This is a genomic window from Streptomyces sp. NPDC028722 (assembly GCF_040637655.1).
GTDB lineage: Bacteria > Actinomycetota > Actinomycetes > Streptomycetales > Streptomycetaceae > Streptomyces.
On sequence record NZ_JBEZWU010000047.1, the window covers coordinates 1 to 25,715 of the forward strand.

Consider the following 25,715-nt stretch of genomic DNA (forward strand, 5'->3'; position numbering starts at 1 on the left):
GCCTCCGCACGCGAACCAGCAACCACCACCGCCCGCTCCGACAGCAGCGCACGCCGGGCCGCCAGCACACCCGCGACCTCCACCAGCGACACATCTGTGTCACCGACGAACACCGCAAGCCGCTCCGCCTGCCCCGCCAGCGCACCCTCCGAAGCCGCCGACACCACCAGCGGAACAACCCCGTCGGCCGGAGTGATCGGCGACCGCGCCGGTTCCTCGGGGGCCTGCTCGAAGATCAGGTGGGCGTTGGTACCGCTGAGGCCGAAGGAGGAGACGCCGGCCCGGCGCGGACGGCCGGTCTCGGGCCAGTCCCGGGCCTCGGTCAGCAGCTCGACGGCTCCGGCCGACCAGTCGACCTGCGGGGTCGGCTCTTCGACGTGCAGGGTCGGGGGCAGGACGCCGTGCCGCAGTGCCTCGACCATCTTGATGACACCGGCGACTCCGGCGGCGGCCTGCGTGTGCCCGATGTTCGACTTCACCGAGCCGAGCCAGAGCGGCTGTTCGCGGTCGCGGCCGTAGGTGGCGAGCAGGGCCTGCGCCTCGATCGGGTCGCCGAGCGCCGTGCCCGTACCGTGTGCTTCCACCGCGTCCACGTCGGAGGCGGCCAGCCCGGCCACCGCCAGGGCCCGGCGGATGACCCGCTGCTGCGAGGGGCCGTTCGGGGCGGTGAGGCCGTTGGACGCGCCGTCCTGGTTGATGGCGCTGCCGCGCAGGACCGCCAGGACGCGGTGGCCCTTGCGGCGGGCCTCTGAGAGTCGCTCGAGTGCGACGACGCCGACGCCCTCCGCCCAGCCCGTGCCGTCGGCGGTCGAGGAGAAGGCCTTGCAGCGGCCGTCGGGGGCGAGGGCCCGCTGCCGGGAGAACTCCACGAAGGTACCCGGTGTGGCCATGACGGTCGCGCCGCCGGCGAGGGCGAGGGAGCATTCGCCGTTACGCAGGGCCTGGGCTGCCAGGTGCATGGCGACCAGGGAGGAGGAGCAGGCGGTGTCGATGGTGACCGCGGGGCCTTCGAAGCCGAAGGCGTACGACACCCGGCCCGAGGCGACGCTCACCGCGGAGCCGGTGGCCGTGAAGCCGCCCAGTTCCGGCGGGATGTCGCCGCCGATGCCGTAGCCCTGGGTCATGACGCCGGAGAACACGCCGACGTCCGTGCCCTTCAGCGCGGACGGGTTCACGCCCGCCCGTTCCAGTGCCTCCCAGGAGGTCTCCAGCAGCAGCCGCTGCTGCGGGTCCATCGCCAGCGCCTCACGCGGCGAGATCCCGAAGAAGCCGGCGTCGAACCGGCCCGCCTCGTGCAGGAAGCCGCCCTGGTCGACGTAGGAGGTGCCGATGTTCTCGGGGTCGGTGTCGAAGAGGTCGTCCACGTCCCAGCCGCGGTCCACCGGGAAGCCGGAGATCGCGTCCCGGCCTTCGGCGACCAGCCGCCAGAGGTCCTCGGGGCTGTTGACGCCGCCGGGCAGCCGGCACGCCATGCCGACGATGGCGATCGGCTCGTCCGGGTCGGCGACGACGACGGTGGGGGCCGCGGCGCCGGTGACGTTGCCGTTCAGGCCGTCCAGCTCGTCGCGGAGGAAGCGGGCGAGCGTGAGCGGGGTCGGATAGTCGTAGACGAGGGTGGCGGGGAGGCTGAGCCGGGTGGCCTCGCGCAGCCGGTTGCGCAGTTGGACGGCGGTGAGCGAGTCGAAGCCGGCGTCCTTGAACGCCTTCTCGGCCCTGACCTTCTCGGGGCCGGTGTGGCCGAGCACGGTGGCGACGTGTGTGCGGACCAGGTCCAGGAGCAGGGTCTCCCGCTCGGCCGGGGGCAGGCCCGCGAGCCGGCCGGCCAGCCCACTGCCGCGGCCCGCGGCGATGCGGGCGGCGGCGCGGCGGCTGTGGGGGATCAGCGTGCGCAGCAGGGACGGTATGTCGCCGCCGGCCGCGGCCTCGGCGCGTATGGCCCGCAGGTCCAGCCGGATCGGGACCAGCAGGGTCTCGCCGGTGCGCAGGGCCGCGTCGAACAGGTGCAGGCCCTCGTCGGGGCTGATCGCCTGGAAGCCTCCGCGGTGCATACGGGCTTGGTCGGCGTCGTTCAGGTGGGCGGTCATTCCGGTGGCCTGCTCCCACAGGCCCCACGCCAGCGACACACCCGGCAGACCCGCGGACCGGCGCCGCTGCACCACCGCGTCCAGACAGGCGTTCGCCGCCGCGTAATTGCCCTGCCCCGCCGAACCGAACACGCCCGCCGCCGACGAGAACACGATGAACGTGTGCAGTTCGGGAGCGAGTTCGCGGGTCAGTTCGTCCAGGTGCGTGACCGCGCTCACCTTGGGCGCGAACACCCCCGCCAGACGTTCGGGGGTGAGGGCGCCGATCACGCCGTCGTCCAGGACACCGGCCGTGTGCACCACACCCGACAACGGACGCTCCGCCGCCACCGCGCCCAGCAGCTCCGCCACCTGCGCACGGTCCGACACATCCGCCGCCACCACGGACACCGACTCCGCACCCAGACCGGACAGCTCGGCCACCAGCTCCGCGGCACCCTCCACCTGCGCACCACGCCGGCTGGCCAGCACCAGATGCCGCACCCCATGACGTACGACCAGATGCCGCGCCACCAGCGCGCCCAGTGCTCCTGTGCCTCCCGTGACCAGCACCGACCCCTCCGGGCCGAAATGGGGGTCCGCAACCGTGGGCGCCGTCGCGCGGGTCAGCCGAGGGGCGTACAGCGTGGTGCCCCGGGCGGCGAGCTGCGGTTCGCCGGTCGCGAGGACGGCGGTGAGCAGGGGGCCGAAGTTCTCGTCGTCCTGCGGCGCGTCCGTGTCGAGCAGGACGATCCGGTCGGGGTTCTCCGCCTGGGCGACCCGGATCAGGCCCCATACGGCCGCGCCGGCCGGGTCGGTCACCGTCCGCTCGCTCTCGGCGGGCACGGCACCGTGGGTGCGCACGACGAGGCGCGTTCCCTCCGTCCCGGGCTCGGCCAGCCAGGCCTGGACGATCTCCAGCGCGGTGCTGGTCAGCGCGAGCACGTCGGTGTCGGTCGCACCGTCCGCGACGCAGTCGAGCACCGCGGCGGCCGGTGGCTCGGCGCCGTCCACCAGCGCGGCCACTCCGCTCGGGCCGGACAGGGCGACCCATTCCGGTGCCCCCGCGGACGGCCGGGGCGCGGGCAGCTCGGTCCACTCCACGTGGAAGAGGGCGTCGTCCGTGCCCGTGGGGGCGTCCGGTGTCGTCAGGCGGTCGGCGGCGACGGGCCTCAGCGTGACGGCGTCCGCCGTGAGGACCGGGCCGCCGGTCTCGTCGGCCGCCTCGATCGAGACGACACCCGGGCCGGACCGCAGCAGCCGGGCCCGCAGCACGGTGGCACCCGTGGCGTGCAGGACGACCGTGTTCCACTCCAGCGGCTGCCACACCTGCTCGCCGTCGCCCGCGACGGCCTCCCGGACGGCCGGGTGCAGGACGGCGTCGAGCAGCGCCGGGTGCACGCCGTACCGGTCCGCCTCGCTCTGGTCCTCCTCCGCCAGCGCGGCCTCGGCGAACAGCTCGTCGCCGCGCCGCCACAGCCCGCGCAACCCCTGGAAGAGCGGCCCGTAGGCGTGGCCGTGGGCGACGAGTTCGGTGTAGAGGTCGTCCGTGTCCACGCGCTGCGCGCCGGGCGGTGGCCAGGCGGTGAAGTCATGACCGGGTGCGGTCTCGCCGGCAGTCGGCGCGAGGATGCCGGTGGCGTGCCGGGTCCAGACGGCCGGACCGTCCGACCCTGCGGAATCGTCGGGAGCCGCGTACACCTCCACGCTTCTGGCCCCGGTACCGTCCGGGCCGCCCACAGCGATCTGGAGGCGTACGGCACCCTGCTCGGGAACGACCAGGGGCGCCTCGACGACCAGTTCGTCCAGCACCCCGCAGCCGACCTCGTCACCGGCGCGCACGGCAAGCTCCACCAGTCCGGTACCGGGCACGACGACCACTCCGCCGACGGCGTGGTCGGCGAGCCAGGAGTGGGTGCGCAGGGACAGCCGGGAGGTGAGGACCATCCCGTCGGACTGCGGTAGCCGGAGCATCGCGCCGAGCAGCGGATGGTCCGCGCCGGTGAGTCCCAGTGCCGCCGCGTCGACCACGGACTCCGCCATGCGCAGCCAGTAGTGCTGGTGGTCGAAGGCGTACGTCGGCAGGTCCACGTGCACCGTGCCGGCACCCTCGGGCAACACCGCCGCCCAGTCCACCTTCCTACCGCGCACGAACAGCTCCGCGACGGACAGCAGAAGCGTCTGCTCCTCCCCCCGGTCATCCCGCAGGGCGGGAACACTCACCGCGTCCTCACCGGCCGATTCCGCGATGGCACCGGTCAGGGCGCCGCCGGGACCCAGTTCCAGGAAGACGGCCCCCTCCGAGGCGGCGATGCCCTCGGCGAAGCGGACCGGACGGCGGACGTGATCCACCCAGTAGGCGGGATCGCTCAACTGGCCCGGCTCGGCCAGCTTTCCGGTCACGTTCGACACGACAGCGAGGGCCGGCTCGTGCCACGTCAGCCCCGACAGCACCTCGCCGAACTCGGCCAGCATCGGCTCCATCAACGCCGAATGGAAAGCATGCGAGACGGTCAGCCGCTTCACCCGGCGACCCTGCTCCCGCAGCCTCTCCACCACTCCATTCACGGCGTCCTCGCTACCCGACAGGACAACCGAACCCGGCGCGTTCACCGCCGCCAGATCCACACCGGAGCCCAAGTGTCCGGCGATCTCCGCCTCACTCGCCGCCACCGCCACCATCGCCCCACCCGACGGCAACGCCTGCATCAACCGACCCCGGGCCGCCACCAACGCCGCCGCATCCGTAAGGGACAACACCCCAGCCACATACGCGGCCACAACCTCACCGATCGAATGCCCGGCCACCACATCCGGCCGCACACCCCACGACTCCACCAGCCGGAACAACGCCGACTCCACCGCGAACAAAGCTGCCTGAGTGAACACCGTCTGATCGATCAGACCGCCGTCACCCGCGCCGAAGATCACATCCCGCACCGAGTACTCGACCGCACCGGCAAGCTGCGCATCCAAAGCCGCACACGCCTCATCCAACGCCCCCGCGAACACCGGGAACCGCTCATACAACTCCCGGCCCATACCCACCCGCTGCGAACCCTGACCCGGGAACACGAACACCGTCTTCCCACCGGCATCCGACCCCGTCACCACGCCCGGGGACGACTCCCCCGCAGCCAGCGCGCCCAGTCCCGCCACCGCCTCCTCACGCGAACCGGCAACCACGACCGCCCGCTCGGCCAGAACCGCCCGCTGCGTGACCAGGGCACCGGCGATGTCAGCCAGGGGGACGTCCGCGGCGCCGGTGAACTCCGCCAGCCGGGCCGCCTGGCCGGTGAGGGAACCCGTGCTCCGCGCCGAGACGAGCAGCGGCAGAACACCGTCGGCCGGAGCGGCCACCGGCTCTGCGACGTCCTCCTCCGATGCCTCCTCCGGCGCCTGCTCCAGGATCAGGTGCGCGTTCGTGCCGCTCACACCGAACCCGGACACGCCCACCCGGCGCGGCCGGTCGATCTCGGGCCAGGGGCTGGTGCGGTGGAGGAGCCGGACGGCGCCCGCGTCCCAGTCGACGCGACTGCTGGGTTCATCCGCGTGCAGGGTGGCGGGCAGGATGCCGTGGCGCAGGGCCTGCACCGTCTTGATCACACCGGCGACTCCTGCGGCGGCCTGGGTGTGGCCCAGGTTGGACTTCAACGAGCCCAGCCACAGGGGCTCCTCGCGTCCCTGGCCGTAGGTGGCGAGGAGGGCCTGCGCCTCGATCGGGTCGCCGAGGACGGTGCCGGTGCCGTGGCCCTCGACCGCGTCCACGTCCGCCGGGGTCAGGCCCGCGTTCGCGAGCGCCTTGCGGATCACCCGCTGCTGCGACGGCCCGTTCGGGGCCGTGAGGCCGTTGGAGGCGCCGTCCTGGTTGACCGCGCTGCCCCGGATCACCGCCAGCACCCGGTGGCCCTTGCGCTGGGCCTCCGAGAGGCGTTCCAGTACGACCACGCCCGCGCCCTCGGCCCAGCCCGTGCCGTCGGCCGTGTCGGCGTACGACTTGCAGCGGCCGTCGGCGGCGAGGCCGCGCTGGCGGGAGAAGTCCACGAAGGTGTGCGGGGTGGCCATGACGCTGGCGCCGCCGGCGAGGGCCATCGAGCACTCGCCGCGCCGCAGTGCCTGGGCCGCCAGGTGGATGGCGACCAGGGACGAGGAGCAGGCGGTGTCCACGGTGACCGCGGGGCCCTCGAAGCCGAAGACGTAGGAGACGCGGCCGGAGGCGACGCTGCCCGCGCCGCCGGTGCCGGCGTAACCCTCCAGCTCCGGCGGGAGGTTGCCGCCGAAGAAGTAGTCGACGCCCATGATGCCGTTGAAGACGCCGACGTCCGCGCCCTTCAGTGAGAGCGGGTCGATTCCGGCCTGTTCCAGTGCCTCCCAGGAGGTCTCCAGCAGCAGTCGCTGCTGCGGGTCCATCGCCAGTGCCTCACGGGGGGAGACACCGAAGAACTCGGCGTCGAACAGACCGGCGTCGCGCAGGAATCCGCCCTGGCGGGCGTAGGAGGTGCCCGCCTTGTCGGGGTCGTCGTCGAACAGCGTGTCCAGGTCCCAGCCGCGGTCGGCGGGGAAGTCGGACACGGCGTCCCGGCCCTCGGCGACCAGCCGCCACAGCTCCTCCGGGGTCGTCACACCGCCGGGCAGCCGGCAGGCCATGCCGACGATCGCGACGGGCTCGTCCGCGTTCCGCCGGACCTGTCGGCGCAGGTCGTGCAGTTCGGTCGTGACGCGCTTGAGGTACTTGAGGAGTTCCTGCTCTGTGGCCATCTTCCATTCCTCACCGGGGGTTTGACGGTCCGCGGAAACGCGACGGTCAGGAGATTCCGAGTTCGTCGTTGATGAAGTCGAGGACCTCATCGGCGGAGGCGGATTCCAGTTGTTCCGCCACGGCGGAACCCTCTGTCTCCTCGACCGCTCCGTTGCACTTCGCGACCAGACCCTGGAGGCGGAGCACGATGTCCGCCTTCTTGGACTCGTCGGACAGCAGTCCGGCGATCAGCGAGTCGATGTCCTCGATCTTTTCGTGCACCAGCGACAGGGCGTCGTTGGTGGTGCCCAGTTCCGTGTGCAGATGGCGGGCCAGAGCGAGCGGGTTGGGATAGTCGAACACGACCGTGGCGGCCAGTTTGAGGCCGGTGGTCTCGCGGAGCCGGTTGCGCAGCTCGACGGAGGTGAGCGAGTCGAACCCGGCGTCCTTGAACGCCGTCTCGGGTCCCACGTTCTCCGCCCCGGCGTGACCGAGGACGGTCGCGACCTGGCCGCGGACGAGGTCCAGGAGCAGGGCCTCCTGTTCGGCCTGGGCGAGTCCGGCGAGCCGGCGGGTGAGGCCGCCGGCGCTGTCCGCGGCGGTGGTGCGGACCGGCTGGCGGCCGGTGCGGACCAGGCCGCGGAGCAGGGGCTGCACGGTGCGGCCCGCTGCCGAGTCGGCGCGCAGGGCCCGCAGGTCGAGCTTGATGGGGACCAGGAGCGCCTCCCCGGTGTCCAGGGCCGCGTCGAGGAGGCGCATGCCCTCGGCGGGACCGATGGGCAGGACGCCGCCCCGGCTCATGCGGGCCTGGTCGGCGGCGCCCAGGTGGGCGGTCATGCCGCTGGTCTGTTCCCACAGGCCCCAGGCGAGCGAGGTGGCGGGCAGGCCGGCGGCGCGGCGCTGGTGGGCGACCGCGTCGAGGTAGGCGTTGGCGGCGGCGTAGTTGCCCTGTCCGGCCGAGCCGAAGAGGCCGGACGCGGAGGAGAAGACGGCGAACGCGGTCAGGTCCAGGGTGCGGGTCAGCTCGTCGAGGTGCCGTACCGCGCTGACCTTGGGGGCGAAGACCCGGGCGAGGCGTTCCGGGGTGAGGGCGCCGATCACGCCGTCGTCCAGGACACCGGCCGTGTGGACCACACCCGTCAGGGGATGCTCGGCGGGTACGGAGTCCAGCAGCCGTGCCACCTGCGTACGGTCGGACACGTCGGCGGCCGACAGGAACACCGACTCGGCGCCCAGCTGCGACAGTTCGGCCACCAGCTCGGCGGCACCCTCCGCTTCCGTGCCGCGCCGGCTGGCCAGCACCAGGTGCCGCACCCCGTGGCGTACGACCAGGTGACGGGCGACCAGCGCGCCCAGCGAACCGGTACCGCCGGTGACCAGGACCGTGCCCTCCGGGCGGAACGCCACCACCGGCTCGCCCTCGGCGTCGGACGGCTCGGCCCGCACCAGACGCGGCACCGACAGGGCCGTGCCGCGCAACGCCACCTGCGGTTCCCCGGAGGCGAGGACGGTCGCGAGAAGGTCGTCGGACGGGTCGTCGGTGGCCGGGTCGGTTGCCGGGTCCAGGTCGAGCAGGACGATGCGGTCCGGGTTCTCGGCCTGGGCCGCGCGGACCAGGCCCCAGACCGCCGCGCCGGCCGCGTCGGTCGCCGTGGCGGCGCCGCCCGCGGGCACCGCGCCCCGGGTCACCACCAGCAGCCGCGCGTCCTCGGCGTCCTCGTCGGCGAGCCACGCCTGGACGACCTCCAGGGCGGCGGCCGTCCGGGTCAGTGCCTCCGCGTCGCCGTCGCCGGTGCCCCGGAGGTCCAGGACGGCGGCCTGGGACAGCTCGCTCTTCAGCGCGGTCACCTCGGCCGCGGTGGTGACCCGCGCCCATGCGGGTGCCGTGTCCGCCGCCCCGGCTGTGGTGGGCAGGTCGGTCCAGGCCACGGTGAACAGGGCGTCGCGGTCCTCGCCGGCCGTCGCGGCGGCGTCGAGCTGTCCGACGTCCACCGGGCGGAAGGTCACCGAGTCGACGGTCAGGACGAGACCGCCGTTCTCGTCGGCCGCGACGAGGGACAGCACGTCCGTTCCGCGGGGTGTGATCCGTACCCGGAGGGACGCGGCGCCGGCGGCGTGCAGCTCCAGTCCGGTCCACGAGAACGGCAGGACGTTGTGCCCATCGTCCGGCTGGGCGAAGGCGTCCGTGTGCAGGGCCGCGTCGAGCAGAGCGGGGTGGAGGCCGAACCGTGCCGCCTCGTCGCGCCGTTCGTCCGGCAGGGCGACCTCGGCGAAGATCTCCTCGCCGCGCCGCCACACCGCGCGCAGCCCCTGGAACGCCGGGCCGTAGGCATAGCCGTGGCTCAGCAGGCCGGCGTAGAAGGCGGTGACGTCGAGGTCGACCGGTTCGGCTCCGGCGGGCGGCCAGACCGTGGTGTCGAAGGCGGGGGTGTCCGCCGCCGACGCCGTCACGGTGCCGGTGGCGTGGCGGGTCCAGGCGTCGGTGTCGATCTCGCCGGTGGTGTTCTCCCGGGCCGAGTAGACGGCGACGGTCCGCAGCCCGCTGTCGTCCGCCCCGCCGACGGCGACCTGGACCCGGACACCGCCCTGTGCCGGGACGACCAGGGGTGCTTCGATGACGAGTTCGTCCAGCACTCCGCTGCCGACCTCGTCACCGGCGCGCACGGCCAGCTCGACCAGACCGGTGCCGGGCAGGAGCACCACGCCCCCGACGGCGTGGTCGGCGAGCCAGGGGTGGGTGCGCAGGGAGAGCCGGGAGGTGAACAGCACCCCGCCGGTCTCCGGCACCTCCACCACCGCGCCCAGCAGGGGGTGGTCCGCCGTGCCCTGGCCCAGGGCGACCGCGTCGGTGGCGGGTGCCGTCCGCAGCCAGTAGTGACGGTGGTCGAAGGCGTACGTCGGCAGGTCCACGCGGGCGTCGGTGGCGCCCTCGGGGAGGACGGCCGCCCAGTCCACCTTCGTGCCGCGCACGAACAGCTCCGCGACGGACAGCAGGAGGGTCTGGGCCTCGCCGCGGTCGTCGCGCAGGGCGGGCACGCTGACCGCGTCGTCGCCGGCCGACTGCGCGATCGCGCCGGTCAGGGCGCCGCCGGGGCCGAGTTCCAGGAACACCGACCCGCCCGAGGCGGCGATGCCGTCGGCGAAGCGGACCGGACGCCGGACGTGGTCGACCCAGTAGGCGGGGTCGGTCAACCGGCCGGGCTCGGCCAGCTCTCCGGTCACGTTCGACACGACGGCGATGGCCGGCTCGTGCCAGGTCAGCCCGGACAGCACCTCGCCGAACCCGGCGAGCATCGGCTCCATCAGCGCCGAGTGGAAGGCGTGCGAGACGGTCAGCCGCTTGACCCTGCGGCCCTGTTCGCGCATCTTCTCGGCAACGGCCGTGACGGCTTCCTCGTCGCCGGAGAGCACCACCGAGCCGGGCGCGTTCACCGCGGCCAGGTCCACGCCCGCGCCCAGATGACCGGCGATCTCCGCCTCGGTCGCGGCCACCGCGACCATCGCGCCGACCGGAGCGAGGGCCTGCATCAGCCGGCCGCGGGCGGCGACCAGTGCCGCCGCGTCCGTGAGGGACAGCACCCCGGCGACATGCGCGGCGACGACCTCGCCGATCGAGTGCCCGGCCACCACGTCCGGCCGCACACCCCACGACTCCACCAGCCGGAACAGGGCCGACTCCACCGCGAACAGACCCGCCTGTGTGAAGACGGTCTGGTCCAGCAGGCCGCCGCCGGCGTTGCCGACCTCGCCGAACACCACGTCCTTGACGGGGTGGTCCGCCCAGCCGGCCAGTTGTGCGTCGAGCGCGGTGCAGGCCTCGTCGAAGGCGCGGGCGAACACCGGGTACCGGTCGTACAACTCGCTTCCCATGCCCAGGCGTTGGGAGCCCTGCCCGGGGAACACGACGACCGTGCCACCGCTGCTCTCCGTGCCCGTGACCACGACCGGCGACGACTCGCCGGCCGCCAGTGCCGCGAGCCCGGCCACCGCCTCCTCGCGCGAGCCGGCGACGACCACGGCCCGTTCGGGGAGCACGGCCCGCCGGGAGACGAGCGCTCCGGCGACGGCCGCCGTAGGGGCGTCGGTGCCGCCGACGAACTCGGCGAGCCGTCCGGCCTGTCCGGCCAGCGCGTCGGCGCCGCGGGCCGACACCACCAGCGGCAGCACACCGTCGGCGGGGTCCACCGGCTTCGCGGCCGGTTCCTCCTCGGGTGCCTGTTCCAGGATGACGTGGGCGTTGGTGCCGCTGACCCCGAAGGCGGAGACGCCGGCGCGGCGCGGACGGCCGGTGTCCGGCCAGGCCCGGGCCTCGGTGAGGATCTCGACCGCGCCCGCCGACCAGTCGACCTCGGTCGACGGCTGGTCGACGTGGAGCGTGGGGGGCAGCACCGCGTGCCGCAGTGCCTCGACGGTCTTGATGACGCCGGCGACACCGGCCGCGGCCTGGGCGTGGCCGAGGTTGGACTTCACCGACCCGATCCACAGCGGCTCGTCACGGTCCTGCCCGTAGGTGGCGAGCAGGGCCTGCGCCTCGATCGGGTCACCGAGGACCGTGCCCGTGCCGTGCGCCTCCACGGCGTCCACCTCGGACACCGAGAGACCGGCGTTCGCCAGCGCCTTGCGGATCACCCGCTGCTGCGACGGCCCGTTCGGCGCCGTGAGCCCGTTGGAGGCGCCGTCCTGGTTGACGGCGCTGCCGCGTACGACCGCCAGGACCTGGTGGCCCTTGCGGCGCGCCTCCGAAAGCCGTTCCAGGACGACGACACCCGCGCCCTCGGCCCAGCCGGTGCCGTCCGCGCCGTCCGCGAAGGCCTTGCAGCGGCCGTCGGGCGAGAGGGCCTGCTGGCGGGAGAACTCGACGAAGGTGTACGGGTTGGCGAGGACGGTCGCGCCGCCGGCGAGGGCCATGGAGCACTCACCGTTGCGCAGCGCCTGCGCCGCGAGGTGCAGGGCGACCAGCGACGAGGAGCAGGCGGTGTCGACGGTCACGGCGGGGCCCTCGAGGCCGAAGACGTACGACACCCGGCCGGAGGCCACGCTGCCCGCGGAGCCGGTCGCGGTGAACCCGGCCAGCTCCGGCGGGAGTTCACCGCCGAAGCCGTAGCCCTGGGTCATCACGCCGGAGAACACGCCGACGTCGGTGCCCTTCAGGGAGGTCGGGTCGATGCCCGCCCGCTCCAGTGCCTCCCAGGAGGTCTCCAGCAGGAGCCGCTGCTGCGGGTCCATCGCCAGTGCCTCACGCGGAGAGATACCGAAGAAGCCCGCGTCGAACAGGCCGGCGTCGTGGAGGAAGCCGCCCTGGTCGACGTACGAGGTCCCGACGCGTCCCGGGTCGGAGTCGAACAGGCCCTCCAGGTCCCAGCCCCGGTCGGACGGGAAGCCGGACATCGCGTCCCGGCCCTCCGCCACCAGCCGCCAGAGGCCCTCGGGGCCGGTGACGCCGCCGGGCAGCCGGCAGGCCATGCCGACGATGGCGATCGGCTCGCCGGGGCCGGCCGCGGCGACGGCCGGTTCCGGGCCGGCGGGTGCCGCGGTGACGTGCCCGAAGTGGCTGTGCAGATGGCGGGCGAGGGCGAGCGGGGTCGGGTAGTCGAAGACGACGGTGGTCGGCAGGGTCAGGCCGGTGGCCTCCCGGACACGGTTGCGCAGTTCGACGGAGGTGAGGGAGTCGAAGCCGGCGTCCTTGAACGCCTTGTCCGCCCTGACCTGGTCGGCGCCCGCGTGGCCGAGGACGGCCGCGACCTGGCCGCGCACGACGTCGAGGAGGAGCGTTTCCTGCTCGTCCGGGCCGAGTCCGGCGAGCCGGTCGGCCAGGCCGCCGCCGGTGCGGTCCGCGGCGGCCGTCCGGGCGGCCTGCCGGGCGACGCGGATCAGGCCGCGCATCAGGGGCTGCACGGCGCCGCCGGAGGCGGCGTCGGCGCGGGCGGCCCGCAGGTCCAGCTTGATGGGGACGAGGAGTGCCTCGCCCGTGCCCAGGGCCGCGTCGAAGAGGGCGAGGCCCTCGTCGGGGGTCAGGGCGCGGACGCCGCCCCGGCTCATCCGGGCCTGGTCGGTGTCGCTGAGGTGGGCGGTCAGGCCGGTGCTCTGCTCCCACAGGCCCCACGCCAGGGACACCGCGGGCAGGCCGGCGGCGCGGCGGCGGGCCATCAGGGCGTCGAGGTAGGCGTTGGCGGCGGCGTAGTTGCCCTGTCCGGCCGAGCCGAACAGGCCGGCGCCGGAGGAGTAGACGGCGAACGTGGTGAGGTCCAGGGTGCGGGTCAGCTCGTCCAGGTGGGCGGCGGCGCCGGCCTTGGGGGCGAAGACGCCCGCCATCCGTTCCGGGGTGAGGGCGCCGATCACGCCGTCGTCCAGGACACCGGCCGTGTGGACCACACCCGTCAGGGGATGCTCGGCGGGTACGGAGTGCAGCAGCCGTGCCACCTGCGTACGGTCGGACACGTCGGCGGCCGACAGGGACACCGACTCGGCGCCCAGCTGCGACAGTTCGGCCACCAGCTCGGCGGCACCCTCGGCTTCCGTGCCGCGCCGGCTGGCCAGCACCAGGTGCCGCACCCCGTGGCGTACGACCAGGTGACGGGCGACCAGCGCGCCCAGCGAACCGGTACCGCCGGTGACCAGGACCGTGCCCTCGGGGCGGAACGCCACCACCGGCTCGCCCTCGGCGTCGGACGGCTCCGCCCGCACCAGACGCGGCACCGACAGGGCCGTGCCGCGCACCGCCACCTGCGGTTCCCCGGAGGCGAGGACGGTCGCGAGGAGGGGTTCGACAGCGGTGCCGTAGGCGATGTCGGGGTCGGTGTCCGTGTCGATGAGGACGATCCGGCCCGGGTTCTCGGCCTGGGCCGCGCGGACCAGGCCCCAGACCGCCGCGCCGGCCGGGTCCGTCACCGCGGTGTCGCCGCCGGCCGGGACGGCGCCCCGGGTCAGGATCACCAGCCGGGACTCCTCCAGCCCGGGTGCGGCGAACCACGCCTGGAGCATGGCCAGCATCCGGTCGGTGACGGACAGCGCGCCGTCCGCGGCGCGCTCGGCGGTGCCGTCGGGGGTGACGGCCTCGACCACGGCGACCACGGGGCCGGTCGCCGCGCCGGCGAGGATGCCGACCTCGTCCGCGTGGAACAGCGGCACCCACTGCGGCACCTGCTGCCCCTCGGGGGCGGGCAGGTCGGTCCAGTCGACGCGGTACAGGGAGTGGGCGCCGTCGGCGGGAGCCGGCGTCAGCTGGTCGGCGGCGACCGGCAGGAAGCCCAGGGCGTCCAGGGTGACGACGAGGCCGCCCGTGCCGTCCGCGGCCTCCAGCGACAGGCGCCCGTCCCCGGAGGGGGCGAGCCGCACGCGGAGCGTGGTCGCGCCGGTGGCGTGCAGGGTCAGCCCCTGCCAGGCGGCGGGCTGCCACAGCCGCTGCCCGTCGTCGTCCTGGCCGACCGTGGCCGCGTGCCGCAGCCCGGACTGCACGGAGGCGTCGAGCAGCGCGGGGTGGATGCCGAACCGCTCGGCGCCCGCGCGCTGTTCGTCGGGCAGGGCGACCTCGGCGAAGACCTCGTCGCCGCGCCGCCACAGCGTCCGTACGCCACGGAAGGCGGGGCCGAGGGGGTGGCCGAGGCGGAGCAGGTCGTCGTAGAACGCGTCGATGTCGGCCGGGCGGGCGCCGGTCGGTGGCCACAGGGTCAGGTCGGCGCTCGCGCTCGGCGTGGTGAGCGGGGCGGGTGAGAGCCGTCCGGTGGCGTGCCGGGTCCAGGCGCCGGCCTCGGGGTCCTCGCCGGCCGCGTAGACGTCGACGGTTCGCGCGCCGGTCCCGTCGGGGCCGCCGACGGCGACCTGGACGCGTATCCCACCGTCCTCGGGCAGCAGCAGCGGTGTCTCGACCGTCAGCTCGTCCAGGGTGGCGGTGCCGGCCTCGTCGCCGGCGCGCAGGGCCAGTTCCACCAGGGCCGTGGCCGGGACGACGACCGCGCCGCCGACGACGTGGTCGGCCAGCCAGGGGTGGGTGCGCAGGGAGAGGCGGGAGGTGAGGACCAGCCCGTCCGACTGGGGCAGCGGGACGACCGCGCCCAGCAGGGGGTGGTCGGCCGAAGCCTGGCCGAGCGAGGCGGCGTCCGTGGCCGGGGCGGTCCTCAGCCAGTAGGGGCGGTGGTCGAAGGCGTACGTCGGCAGGTCGACGTGGCCGGCGCCGGTGCCCTCGGGCAGCACACCGGTCCAGTCGACCGGAACGCCCCGGACGAAGACCTCGGCCATCGAGGTGAGCAGCCGGCGCAGGCCGCCCTCCTCGCGGCGCAGGGAGCCGGTGGCGACCGCGTCGGCCCGGGTGTCGTCGGTGATCTCGTTGACCGGCTGGACGAGGACGGGATGCGCGCTGGACTCGACGAACACCGTGTGGCCCTCGGCGAGGAGGGCGGCGATCGCCGGTCCGAAGCGGACCTGCTGCCGCAGGTTGCGGTACCAGTAGCCGCCGTCCAGGACGCCCGCCTCGCGCACCCGGTCGCCGGTCACCGTGGAGTAGAACGGCACCAGCGGCGCCTGCCCGCGGATCTCGGCGAGCGCCTCGGCGAGGGTGTTCTCGATGGCTTCGACGTGCCGGGTGTGGGAGGCGTAGTCCACGGCGACGCGCCGGACGCGCACGCCGTCGGTCTCCAGCGCGGCCAGCGCCTCGTCGAGGGCCTCGGCGTCGCCGGCGATGACCACCGACGAGGGGCTGTTGACGGCGGCGACCTCGACCCGGCCGTCCCACGCGGCGATCCGGGCGGCGGCGTCGGCCTCGGGCAGGGCCACGGAGGCCATGCCGCCCCGGCCCGCGAGTTCACCGGCGATCACCCGGCTGCGTACGGCGACGATGCGGGCCGCGTCGTCGAGCGACAGCGCACCGGCCACGCACGCCGCGGCGATCTCGCCCTGCGAGTGGCCGACCACCGCGTCCGGTACGACGCCCACGGACGCCCACACGGCCGCCAGGGCGATCATCACCGCGAAGCTCGCCGGCTGGACGACGTCGACGCGGGCGACGAGAGCGGCGTCGGCCTCGCCGCGCAGCACCGCCTTCAGGTCCCAGTCGGTCCAGGGTTCCAGGGCGCGGGCGCACTCCTCGATCCGCTCGGCGAACACCGGTGAGGTCTCCAGCAGTTCGCGGCCCATGCCGGTCCACTGGGAGCCCTGGCCGGGGAAGACCAGTACCGTCCGTCCCGCGGTGCCCGCGCCGCCGGTCACCAGCCCGGCGGCCGATTCGCCCCGGGCCAGCGCGGCCAGTGCGGCCACCGCCTCCGCGCGGGACTCGGCGACCACCACGGCCCGCTCGGACAGCGCGGCCCGGCGCGTGACGAGGACGCCCGCGATGTCCGCGAGCGGCGCGTCGGTGTCCGCGGTGTACGCGGCGAGCCGTTCCGCCTGTGCGGCCAGTGAGCCCTCGGAGGCCGCCGACACCACCAGCGGCACGGGGCCGTCGGCCGGGGCCGCCGGCGCGGCGGCCGGCTCCTCGGGGGCCTGCTCCAGGATGAGGTGGGCGTTGGTGCCGCTGATGCCGAAGGAGGAGACGCCGGCCCGGCGCGGACGGCCGGACTCGGGCCACTGCCGGGCCTCGGTCACCAGCTCGACGGCCCCGGCCGACCAGTCGACCTGCGGGGTCGGCTCGGTGACGTTGAGGGTGGGCGGCAGGACGCCGTGGCGCAGCGCCTGGACCATCTTGATGACACCGGCGACCCCGGCGGCGGCCTGCGTGTGCCCGATGTTGGACTTCAACGAGCCGAGCCACAGGGGTTGTTCGCGGTCGCGGCCGTAGGTGGCGAGCAGGGCCTGCGCCTCGATCGGATCCCCGAGCGCGGTGCCCGTGCCGTGCGCCTCCACTGCGTCCACGTCGGCGGCGGCCAGCCCGGCGGCGGCCAGCGCCCGGCGGATGACCCGCTGCTGCGAGGGGCCGTTCGGGGCGGTCAGGCCGTTCGAGGCGCCGTCCTGGTTGACCGCGCTGCCGCGCAGCACCGCCAGCACCCGGTGCCCGTTGCGGCGGGCCGCCGACAGGCGTTCCAGGACGACGATGCCCACGCCCTCGGACAGGACGGTGCCGTCGGCGCCCGCGGAGAACGCCTTGACCCGGCCGTCCGCGGCGAGGCCGCGCTGGCGGGACATGCCGAGCACACCGATCGGCGAGCCCATCACGGCGACCCCGCCGGCCAGTGCCAGCGAGCACTCGCCCTGCCGCAGCGCCTGGGCCGCCAGGTGCATGGCGACGAGGGAGGAGGAACAGGCCGTGTCGACGGTGACCGCGGGACCCTCGAAGCCGAACACGTACGACACCCGGCCCGAGGCGACACTGCCCGCGGTCGCGGTGGTGACGTAGCCCTCCAGCTCGGGGGGCATGTTGCTGAGGGACTCCAGGTAGTCGTGGATGGAGACGCCGGAGAAGACGCCGACGTCGGCGCCGCGGGTGGAGCCGGGGTCGATCCCGGCGTTCTCCAGGGCCTCCCAGGTCGCCTCCAGCAGCAGCCGCTGCTGGGGGTCCATGGCCAGCGCCTCACGGGGGGAGATGCCGAAGAACTCGGCGTCGAACTCGGCGGCGCCCTGGAGGAATCCGCTCTTGTGGACGTAGGAGGTGCCGGCCTTGTCGGGGTCGGCGTCGAACAGCTCGTCCAGGTTCCAGCCGCGGTCGTCGGGGAAGCCCGTCATGCCCTCGCGGCGGTCGAGGACCAGCCGCCACAGGCCGGCCGGATCGGTGACGCCGCCCGGCAGCCGGCAGGCCATGCCGACGATGGCGATGGGCTCGTCGGGGTCGGTGGCGGTGACCGCGGGGGCGGCGGCGCCGGCCGTGCTCTCGCCGAGTTCCTCGCGCAGATGGCGGGCGAGCGCCACCGGCGTGGGGTAGTCGAAGATGAGCGTGGCGGGCAGTTTGACGCCGGTGGCGGCGGACAGCCGGTTGCGCAGTTCGATCGCGGTGAGCGAGTCGAAACCGATGTCGCCGAACCCGCGGGTTCCCTGGGCGAGTTCGGGCCCGCTGAAGCCGAGGACGGCGGTGGCCTCGGCCTGGATGACGCCGAGCAGGACGGCGTCCTGCTCGGCCTCGGCGAGACCGGCGAGGCGGCGCAGGAGAGCGCTGCCGTCACCGGCGGCGGCCCGCGCGGAGCGCCGGCCGGCCCGGACCAGGCCGCGCAGCAGGTGCGGCACGGCGGAGCCGGAGGCCGCGTCGGAGCGCAGCGCGCGCAGGTCCAGCTTGATGGGGACCAGCAGGGCCCGGTCGGCGCGCAGGCCGGTGTCCAGGAGGGCGAGGCCCTCGTCGGCGGTGAGCGCGAGGACGCCACCGCGGCTCATCCGGGCCTGGTCGGTCTCGCTGAGGTGCGCCGTCAGACCGGCGCTCTGCTCCCACAGGCCCCAGGCGAGGGAGACGCCGGGCAGCCCGGCCGCGCGGCGGTGGGCCATGAGGGCGTCCAGGAAGGCGTTGGCAGCCGCGTAGTTGCCCTGACCGGCGGAGCCGAGGAGGGCGGCGGCGGAGGAGAACACCACGAACGAGCGCAGGGCGGGCGCGAGTTCCCGGGTCAGTTCGTCCAGATGCCGTACGGCGGTGGCCTTGGGGGCGAAGACCCCGGCGATCCGCTCCTCGGTGAGGGCACTGATCACGCCGTCGTCGAGGATGCCGGCGAGGTGCACCAGACCGGTCAGTGGCTGCTCGGCCGGCAGGCCGCGCAGCAGCGCGGCGACCGCATCCCGGTCGGAGACGTCGCAGGCGACGACGGAGACGTCCGCGCCGAGGCCGGTCAGGTCGGCCGTCAGGGCGGCGGCACCGGTGGCGTCGGGGCCGCGCCGGCCGGCCAGCACCAGGTGGCGTACGCCGTGCCGCTGGACGAGGTGCCGGGCGACGAGCGCGCCGAGCGAGCCGGTGCCGCCGGTGATCAGGACGGTGCCGTCGGGGTCGAAGGCGGGGGTCCCGGCGTCGGTGACGGTGTCCGCCGCACCGGTGGGGTCGGCGGCGTCGGCGGTGGTGTCGGTCTGGTCCGCGCGGACCAGACGGGGTGCCGACAGGACGGTGCCACGGACGGCGAGCTGCGGTTCGCCGGTGGCGAGGAGCTGCGCGAGGACGGGCCCGGCCCCGGCTGCGGTGGCCGGGTCGAGGTCTGCCAGGACGACCCGGTCGGGGTTCTCGGCCTGGGCGGCGCGGACGAGGCCCCAGACGGCCGCGCCGGCCGGGTCGGTGACCGTGGCGTCGCCGCCCGCGGGGACCGCTCCCCGGGTGGCGACCACCAGGCGGGCGGCTTCGAGGCCGGGTGTGGTCAGCCAGGCCTGGAGGACGGCCAGGACGCGGCAGGTCAGGGTCTGGGCGTCGGCGCCGTCGCTGTAGGCGTCCAGGACCGCCGCGGCGGGCACGCTGTCGCGGGCGGCGAGGGCGCGCACGGCGTCGGCGTCGGCGACCGGCACCCAGGTGGGTGCGGTGGTGGCGTCCTCGGCGGCGGGCAGCGGCACCCAGTCGACGGCGAACAGGGCGTCCTGGTTCCCGCCGGCCGCGGCGCCGAGCTGTTCGGCGGAGACCGGCAGGGACACCAGGGAGTCCATGGTCAGCACCAGGTCGCCGGTCTCGTCGGCGGCCTGGAAGGACAGGGCGTCGGGGCCGGCGGGCGCGACCCGCACCCGCAGGGCGGAGGCGCCCTCGGCGTGCAGGACGAGGCCGTTCCAGGCGAACGGCAGGACGTTGCGGTCGTCGTCCGGGTTGGCGAAGGCGTTGGTGTGCAGGGCGGCGTCGAGGAGCGCCGGGTGGATGGCGAACTTGTCGGCGTCCTCCCGGTGGTCCTGCGGCAGGGCCGCCTCGGCGAAGAGTTCCTCGCCGCGCCGCCACACGCCGCGCAGTCCCTGGAAGGCGGGGCCGTAGGAGTAGCCGCGGGCGACGAGGGCAGCGTAGAAGTCGTCGATGGCGACGGGTTCGGCGCCCGGCGGCGGCCAGGCGGTGAAATCGGCGGCGGGCGCGGTGAACCGGGCGGGCACGCTGGACAGCAGGCCGGTGGCGTGCCGGGTCCACTCGCCGTGCCCGTCCTCGCCGGCGTCCTCGCGCAGCGAGTACACGTCGACGGTGCGCGCGCCGTTCGCGGTGGGGCCGCCGACGGCGACCTGGACGCGGACGCCGCCCTGCGGGGGCAGCACCAGCGGCGCCTCGATGACGAGTTCCTCCAGGGTGCCGCAGCCGAACTCGTCGCCGGCGCGCACCGCGAGGTCGACGTAGACGGTGCCCGGGACGATGACCACGCCCTGCATGGCGTGGTCGGCCAGCCAGGGGTGGGTGCGCAGGGACAACCGGGAGGTGAGGACCAGTCCGTCGGTCTGCGGCAGCGGCACCAGCGCGCCGAGCAGCGGATGGTCGGTGCCGGTCACGCCGAGGGAGGCGGCGTCGCCGCCGCTGGGGGTGAGCTGGATCCAGTAGCGGCGGCGGTCGAAGGCGTACGTCGGCAGGTCGACGTGGGCGGTGCGGGCGGCCTCGGGCAGGATGCCCTTCCAGTCGACGGCCACGCCGCCGGCGAAGACCTCGGCCATGGAGGTGAGCAGGCGGCGCAGGCCGCCGTCGTCACGGCGCAGCGAGCCGGTGACCACGGCGTCGGCGGCGTCGGCGATCTCGGTGACCGGCTGGACGAGGACGGGGTGGGCGCTGGACTCGACGAACACGGTGTGGCCCTCGGCGAGGAGGGTGGCGACGGCCGGGCCGAAGCGGACCTGGCGGCGCAGGTTGCGGTACCAGTAGCCGCCGTCCAGGACGCCCGCGTCACGGACCCACTCGCCGGTGACGGTGGACAGGAACGGGATGGCGGGGGCCTGGCCGCGGATGTCCGCGAAGGCCTCGGTGAGGGCCTCCTGCACGGCCTGGACGTGCCGGCTGTGCGAGGCGTAGTCCACGGCGATGCGCCGGACCCGCACGCCCTGGTCCTCCAGGGTGTCCAGGACCTCGTCGAGGGCCTCGGCGTCACCGGCGATCACGACGGAGGCCGGGCCGTTGACGGCGGCCACCTCGACCCGGCCGGCCCACCGCTCCAGCCGGGCGGTGACGTCGTCCTCGGTGAGCGCGACGGAAGCCATGCCGCCCAGTCCGGCGAGCCGGCCGCGGATGACCTGGCTGCGGACGGCGACGATGCGGGCGGCGTCGTCCAGTGTGAGGGCGCCGGCGACGCAGGCGGCGGCGATCTCACCCTGCGAGTGGCCGACCACCGCGTCCGGCACGACGCCCACGGACGCCCACACGGCGGCCAGGCCGACCATGACGGCGAAGCTCGCGGGCTGCACCACGTCGACGCGGGCCGGCAGACCGGTGTCGGCGTCGCCGCGCAGCACGGCCTTCAGGTCCCAGTCCACCCAGCGTTCCAGGGCCCGGGCGCACTCCTCGATCCGCGCGGCGAACACCGGTGAGGTGTCCAGGAGTTCGCGGCCCATGCCGATCCACTGGGTGCCCTGGCCGGGGAAGACCAGGACGGTCTTGCCGGACCCGGCGCCGCCGGCGGCACCCCGGACCGTTCCGGGGGCCTGCTCGTCGCGGGCGAGGGCGGTCAGCGCGGCCAGTGCCTCGTCGCGGGTCTCCGCGACCACGACGGCGCGTTCGCCGAGCACCGCGCGGCGGGTGGCGAGGGTGCCCGCGATGTCCGCGAGGGGGGTGTCCGTGCCGTCCAGGTAGGCGGCGAGGCGGCCGGCCTGGCCGGTGAGCGACGCGGCGGAGGCCGCCGACACCACCAGCGGCACGGCACCGGCCGGGGTCGTCCCGGCGGCGGCCGGCGCGTCCTGCTCCGGGGCCTGTTCCAGGATCAGGTGGGCGTTGGTGCCGCTGGCGCCGAACGCGGAGACGCCGGCGCGGCGCGGCCGGCCGGTCTCGGGCCACTGCCGGGCCTCGGTGAGCAGTTCCACGGCGCCGGACGACCAGTCGACCTGCGGGGTGGGGGCATCGATGTGGCGGCTGGCCGGCATCAGGCCGTGACGCAGGGCCTGCACCATGTTGATGACGCCGGCGACGCCGGAGGCGGCCTGGGTGTGGCCGATGGCCGACTTCACGGAGCCCAGCCGCAGCGGCTGTCCGGCAGGGCGGTCCTGGCCGTAGGTGGCGAGGATCGCCTGGGCCTCGATGGGGTCGCCGAGGACGGTGCCGGTGCCGTGCCCGTCCACCATGTCGATGTCGGAGGTGCTCAGTCCGGCGCCGCTCAGCGCCTTGCGGATGACGCGCTGCTGGGAGGGGCCGTTGGGGGCGGTCAGGCCGTTGGAGGCGCCGTCCTGGTTCACGGCCGAGCCGCGGACCACGGCGAGGACGCGGTGGCCGCGCTCCCGGGCCTGCGACAGCGTCTCCAGCAGGACGACACCGACGCCCTCGGCCCAGCCGGAGCCGTCGGCGGCGGCGGCGTAGGACTTGCAGCGGCCGTCGAAGGCGAGGCCGCGCTGGCGGGCGAAGCCGACGAAGCCGCCGGGGGTGGCCATCACGGTGGAGCCGCCCGCGAGGGCCATGGAGCACTCGCCGCGGCGCAGTGCCTGGCTGGCCAGGTGGATGGCGACGAGGGAGGACGAACACATCGTGTCGACGGTGACCGCGGGTCCCTCCAGGCCGAGGGTGTAGGCGACGCGGCCGGAGGCGACACCGCCCGCGGTGCCCAGGGCGCGTTCCAGGCTGAGATAGCCCTCGTGGCCGCTGAGGTCGGGGGCGTAGTCCTGGTGGACGATGCCGGCGAAGACGCCGATGTCGCTGCCGCGCACGGAGTGCGGGTCGATGCCGGCCCGTTCCAGGGTCTCCCAGCTCACCTCGAGCAGCTGGCGCTGCTGCGGGTCCATGGCGAGGGCCTCGCGCGGCGAGATGCCGAAGAAGGCGGCGTCGAACTCGGCGGCCTCGTGCAGGAAGGCGCCTTCGCGGACGTACGTCGTGCCGGGGTTGTCCGGGTCGGGGTGGTAGAGGCCCTCCAGGTCCCAGCCGCGGTCCTCGGGGAACGCGGTGTAGACGTCGGTGCCGTCGGTCACCACCCGCCACAGGTCCTCCGGGGTGCGGATGCCCCCCGCGTACCGGCAGGCCATGGAGACGATGGCGATGGGCTCGGCAGCGGCCGCCGCGAGTTTGCCGTTCTCCTGCTGGAGCCGAGCGTTCTCCTTGAGGGAGGCGCGCAGCGCGTTGACGATCTGGTCGTCCGGGCCCGACATATCCGTCCTCCGTGGTACGTCCGCTGTCATGGGGTCAGCTCGTCCTGCCCAGAGCACGCTGCACGAGGTCGGCAACGTCCATGGCGTCGATCAGGGTCTCGTCGTTCCCGGCCGGTTCCGCCGTGTCGGACGCGGGCGCGTCCTCGGTGTCCACCAGGCCGAGCAGGGTGTCCAGGACGCCGGCTTCCCTGAACCGGGCGAGGGGGACGGCGGCGAGTGCCCGCCTGAGGTCGTCCTCCCGCCCGTCGAGCCCGTCGTCGGCGTCCCGGAGCAGTTCGGAGCGCAGATAGCCGACGAGGGCGTCCGGCGTGGGGTAGTCGAAGATGAGGGTGGCGGGCAGCCGCAGGCCGGTCGCCACGTGCAGGCTGTTGCGCAGGTTGACGGCGGCGAGCGAGTCGAAGCCGACCTCCTGGAAGGCCTGGAGGGCTCCGATGCTCTCGGCGCCGCTGTGTCCGAGGACGGTGGCGGCGTGTCCGCAGACCAGCCGGAGCAGGAGGCGGTTCTGGTCGGCCTCGGGGACGTCGCGGAGGGACTGCACGAGGCCGGCGGTGGTGTCGCCGTCGCCGGTGTCCGGCTGGGTGGCCCGCAGGGCGGCCTGCGCCTCGGACAGGTCGGCGAACAGCGGGCTGGGCCGGACCGAGGTGAACGCCGGGATGAAGGCGTCCCAGTCCATGTCGACGACGGTGACGGCCTTCTCCTGGGCCTGGACGGCCTGTTCGAAGGCGGTGACGGCGATGTGCGGGGCCATGGGCAGGACACCGCGCCGGCGCAGCTGGGTGAGGGTGTCCTCGTCCATGCCGACGCCGACCTCGTCGAGGGCGCCCCAGGCGATCGCGGTGGCGGGGTGGCCGTGGCCGCGGCGCCATTCCACGAGGGCGTCGAGGACGGCGTTGGCGGCGCCGGACGGGCCCTGTCCGCCGCCGCCCCAGATCCCGGCGATGGAGGAGAAGACCACGAACGCGTCGAGCGGGGTGTCCGCGAACCGTCCGGCGAGCCACCGGGCGGTGTCCACCTTGGCGGAGAACACCTCGGTGAGTTCGGGTACGCCGGTGTCGTCCACGGTGCTGGTGCGGGCGATGTCGGCGGTGTGCACGACGGCGGTGAGCGGCTGGTCACCGGGAGCCCCGGCGAGCAGGTGGCCGAGGGCGGTCCGGTCGGTGTCGGCGCACGTCTCGACGGTGGTGCCGGTGCCGAGCGCGGCCACCTCGGCGCGGAGTGCGGCGACGGCGTCCCCGGGAGCGGCGGCGGTGGTGGTGACGAGGAGCCGGCGGGCACCGGACCGGGCGAGCCACAGGGAGGCGTGCCGGCCCAGGCCCTCGGCGCCGCCGGTCACCAGGACGGTGCCGCGGGGCTGCCAGCCGGAGCCGGCGGCCGGGTCGGGGGCGGTCTTGCGCAGCAGCCTGCGGGTGTGCACTCCGGACCGGCGTACGGCCAGCTGGTCGTCGTCGCCTGCGGCGTCGAGCGCGCCGAGCAGATGCCGGACGGTCCGGCTGTCGGGGGTGGCGGGCAGGTCGATCAGCCCGCCCCAGCGGTCGCCGCGTTCCAGGGCGGCGGCCCGGCCGATGCCCCAGACGGCCGCCTGGGCCGGTGCGGTGACGGTGTCCTGGATGCCGGTGTTGACCGCGCCCCGGGTCAGGCACCACAGCGGCTGTGTGACCCCGGTGTCGCCCAGGGCCTGGACCAGCGCGACGGTGGCCGCCGTCAGCGGAACCGGGTCCTGGGGACCGCACTCCCCGGTGTCGTCCTCCTCGCCGGCCGGGTCGAGCGCGAGCAGTGACAGCACACCGGCCACGGCGTGCTCGGCGAGGACGGCGGACAGACGTGCGCCGAGCCGGTCGCGGGTGGCGTCGGCCACCGCGACCTCCAGCGGGACGACGTCCAGTCCCTGCGCGGTGAGTTCCCGCAGCAGCTCGGCCGGCACCGATCCGGTCGGCGCCGCCGCCGGCACGACGGCCAGCCAGGTACCGGCCGGAACACCGGCGCCCTCCTGGTCCACGGGCCGCCAGGTGACGTGGTAGCGCAGCTTCTCCGCCGCCGACCGCTCGCGCCGCCGGCCGCGCCAGTCGGCCAGCACGGGGACGACCGTGCGCAGCGCGTCGCGCTGGTCGGCCGCGGCCAGGTCGAGCAGTTCGGCGAGGGAGTCGGTGTCGGCCTGTTCGACGGCGGACCAGAAGTCGGTCTCGGCGCCCTCGGCCGTGGCGGCGTCCGTGGTGGTCTCCGCCTCGCGCAGCCAGAAGTGCTGCCGGTCGAAGGCGTACGTCGGCAGTTCCACGTCGGCGGTCTCGGCGCCCTCGGGCAGCACACCCGTCCAGTCGACCGCCACGCCCTTGACGAACAGTTCCGCCATCGACGCCAACAGCCTTGGTAGGCCGCCCTCTTGGCGCCGCAGCGAACCGGCGGCGACGGCACGGAGGCGGACGTTGTCGTCGGCGGCCTCGTCGAAGATCTCGTTGACCGGCTGGAGCAGGACGGGGTGGGCGCTTGATTCGACGAACACCGTGTGGCCCCCGGCGAGGAGGGAGGCGATCGCCGGCCCGAAACGGACCTGGCCACGCAGATTGCGGTACCAGTAACCACCGTCCAGGGCATCTTCGTCGCGCACCCAGGTACCGGTCACCGTGGAGAAGAACGGCACCACCGGCGCCTGGCTGCGGATGTCCGCGAACGCCTCCCCCAACGCCGTCTCGATCGCCTCGACATGAAGGGTGTGCGAGGCGTAATCCACCGCGACCCGGCGCACCCGCACACCGTCCGCCTCCAGCACGGCCAGCGCCTCGTCCAAAGCTTCCGCATCACCG

At 74.8% G+C, this 25,715-nt stretch carries 3 protein-coding genes; all 3 read right to left on the reverse strand.

Annotated elements, in window-relative coordinates:
* The coding region (locus tag AB0F03_RS35730) for a type I polyketide synthase (RefSeq protein WP_362000120.1) at positions 1-6,821 on the reverse strand (6,821 nt) is incomplete at its 3' end.
* Between the two features lie 46 nt (positions 6,822-6,867).
* Positions 6,868-22,917 (reverse strand): SDR family NAD(P)-dependent oxidoreductase, encoded by a 16,050-nt coding sequence (locus tag AB0F03_RS35735; protein ID WP_362000123.1) that lies wholly within the window; start codon positions 22,915-22,917, stop codon positions 6,868-6,870.
* Positions 22,918-22,951: 34 nt separating this feature from the next.
* The coding region (locus AB0F03_RS35740) for a KR domain-containing protein (protein WP_362000126.1) at positions 22,952-25,715 on the reverse strand (2,764 nt) is incomplete at its 5' end.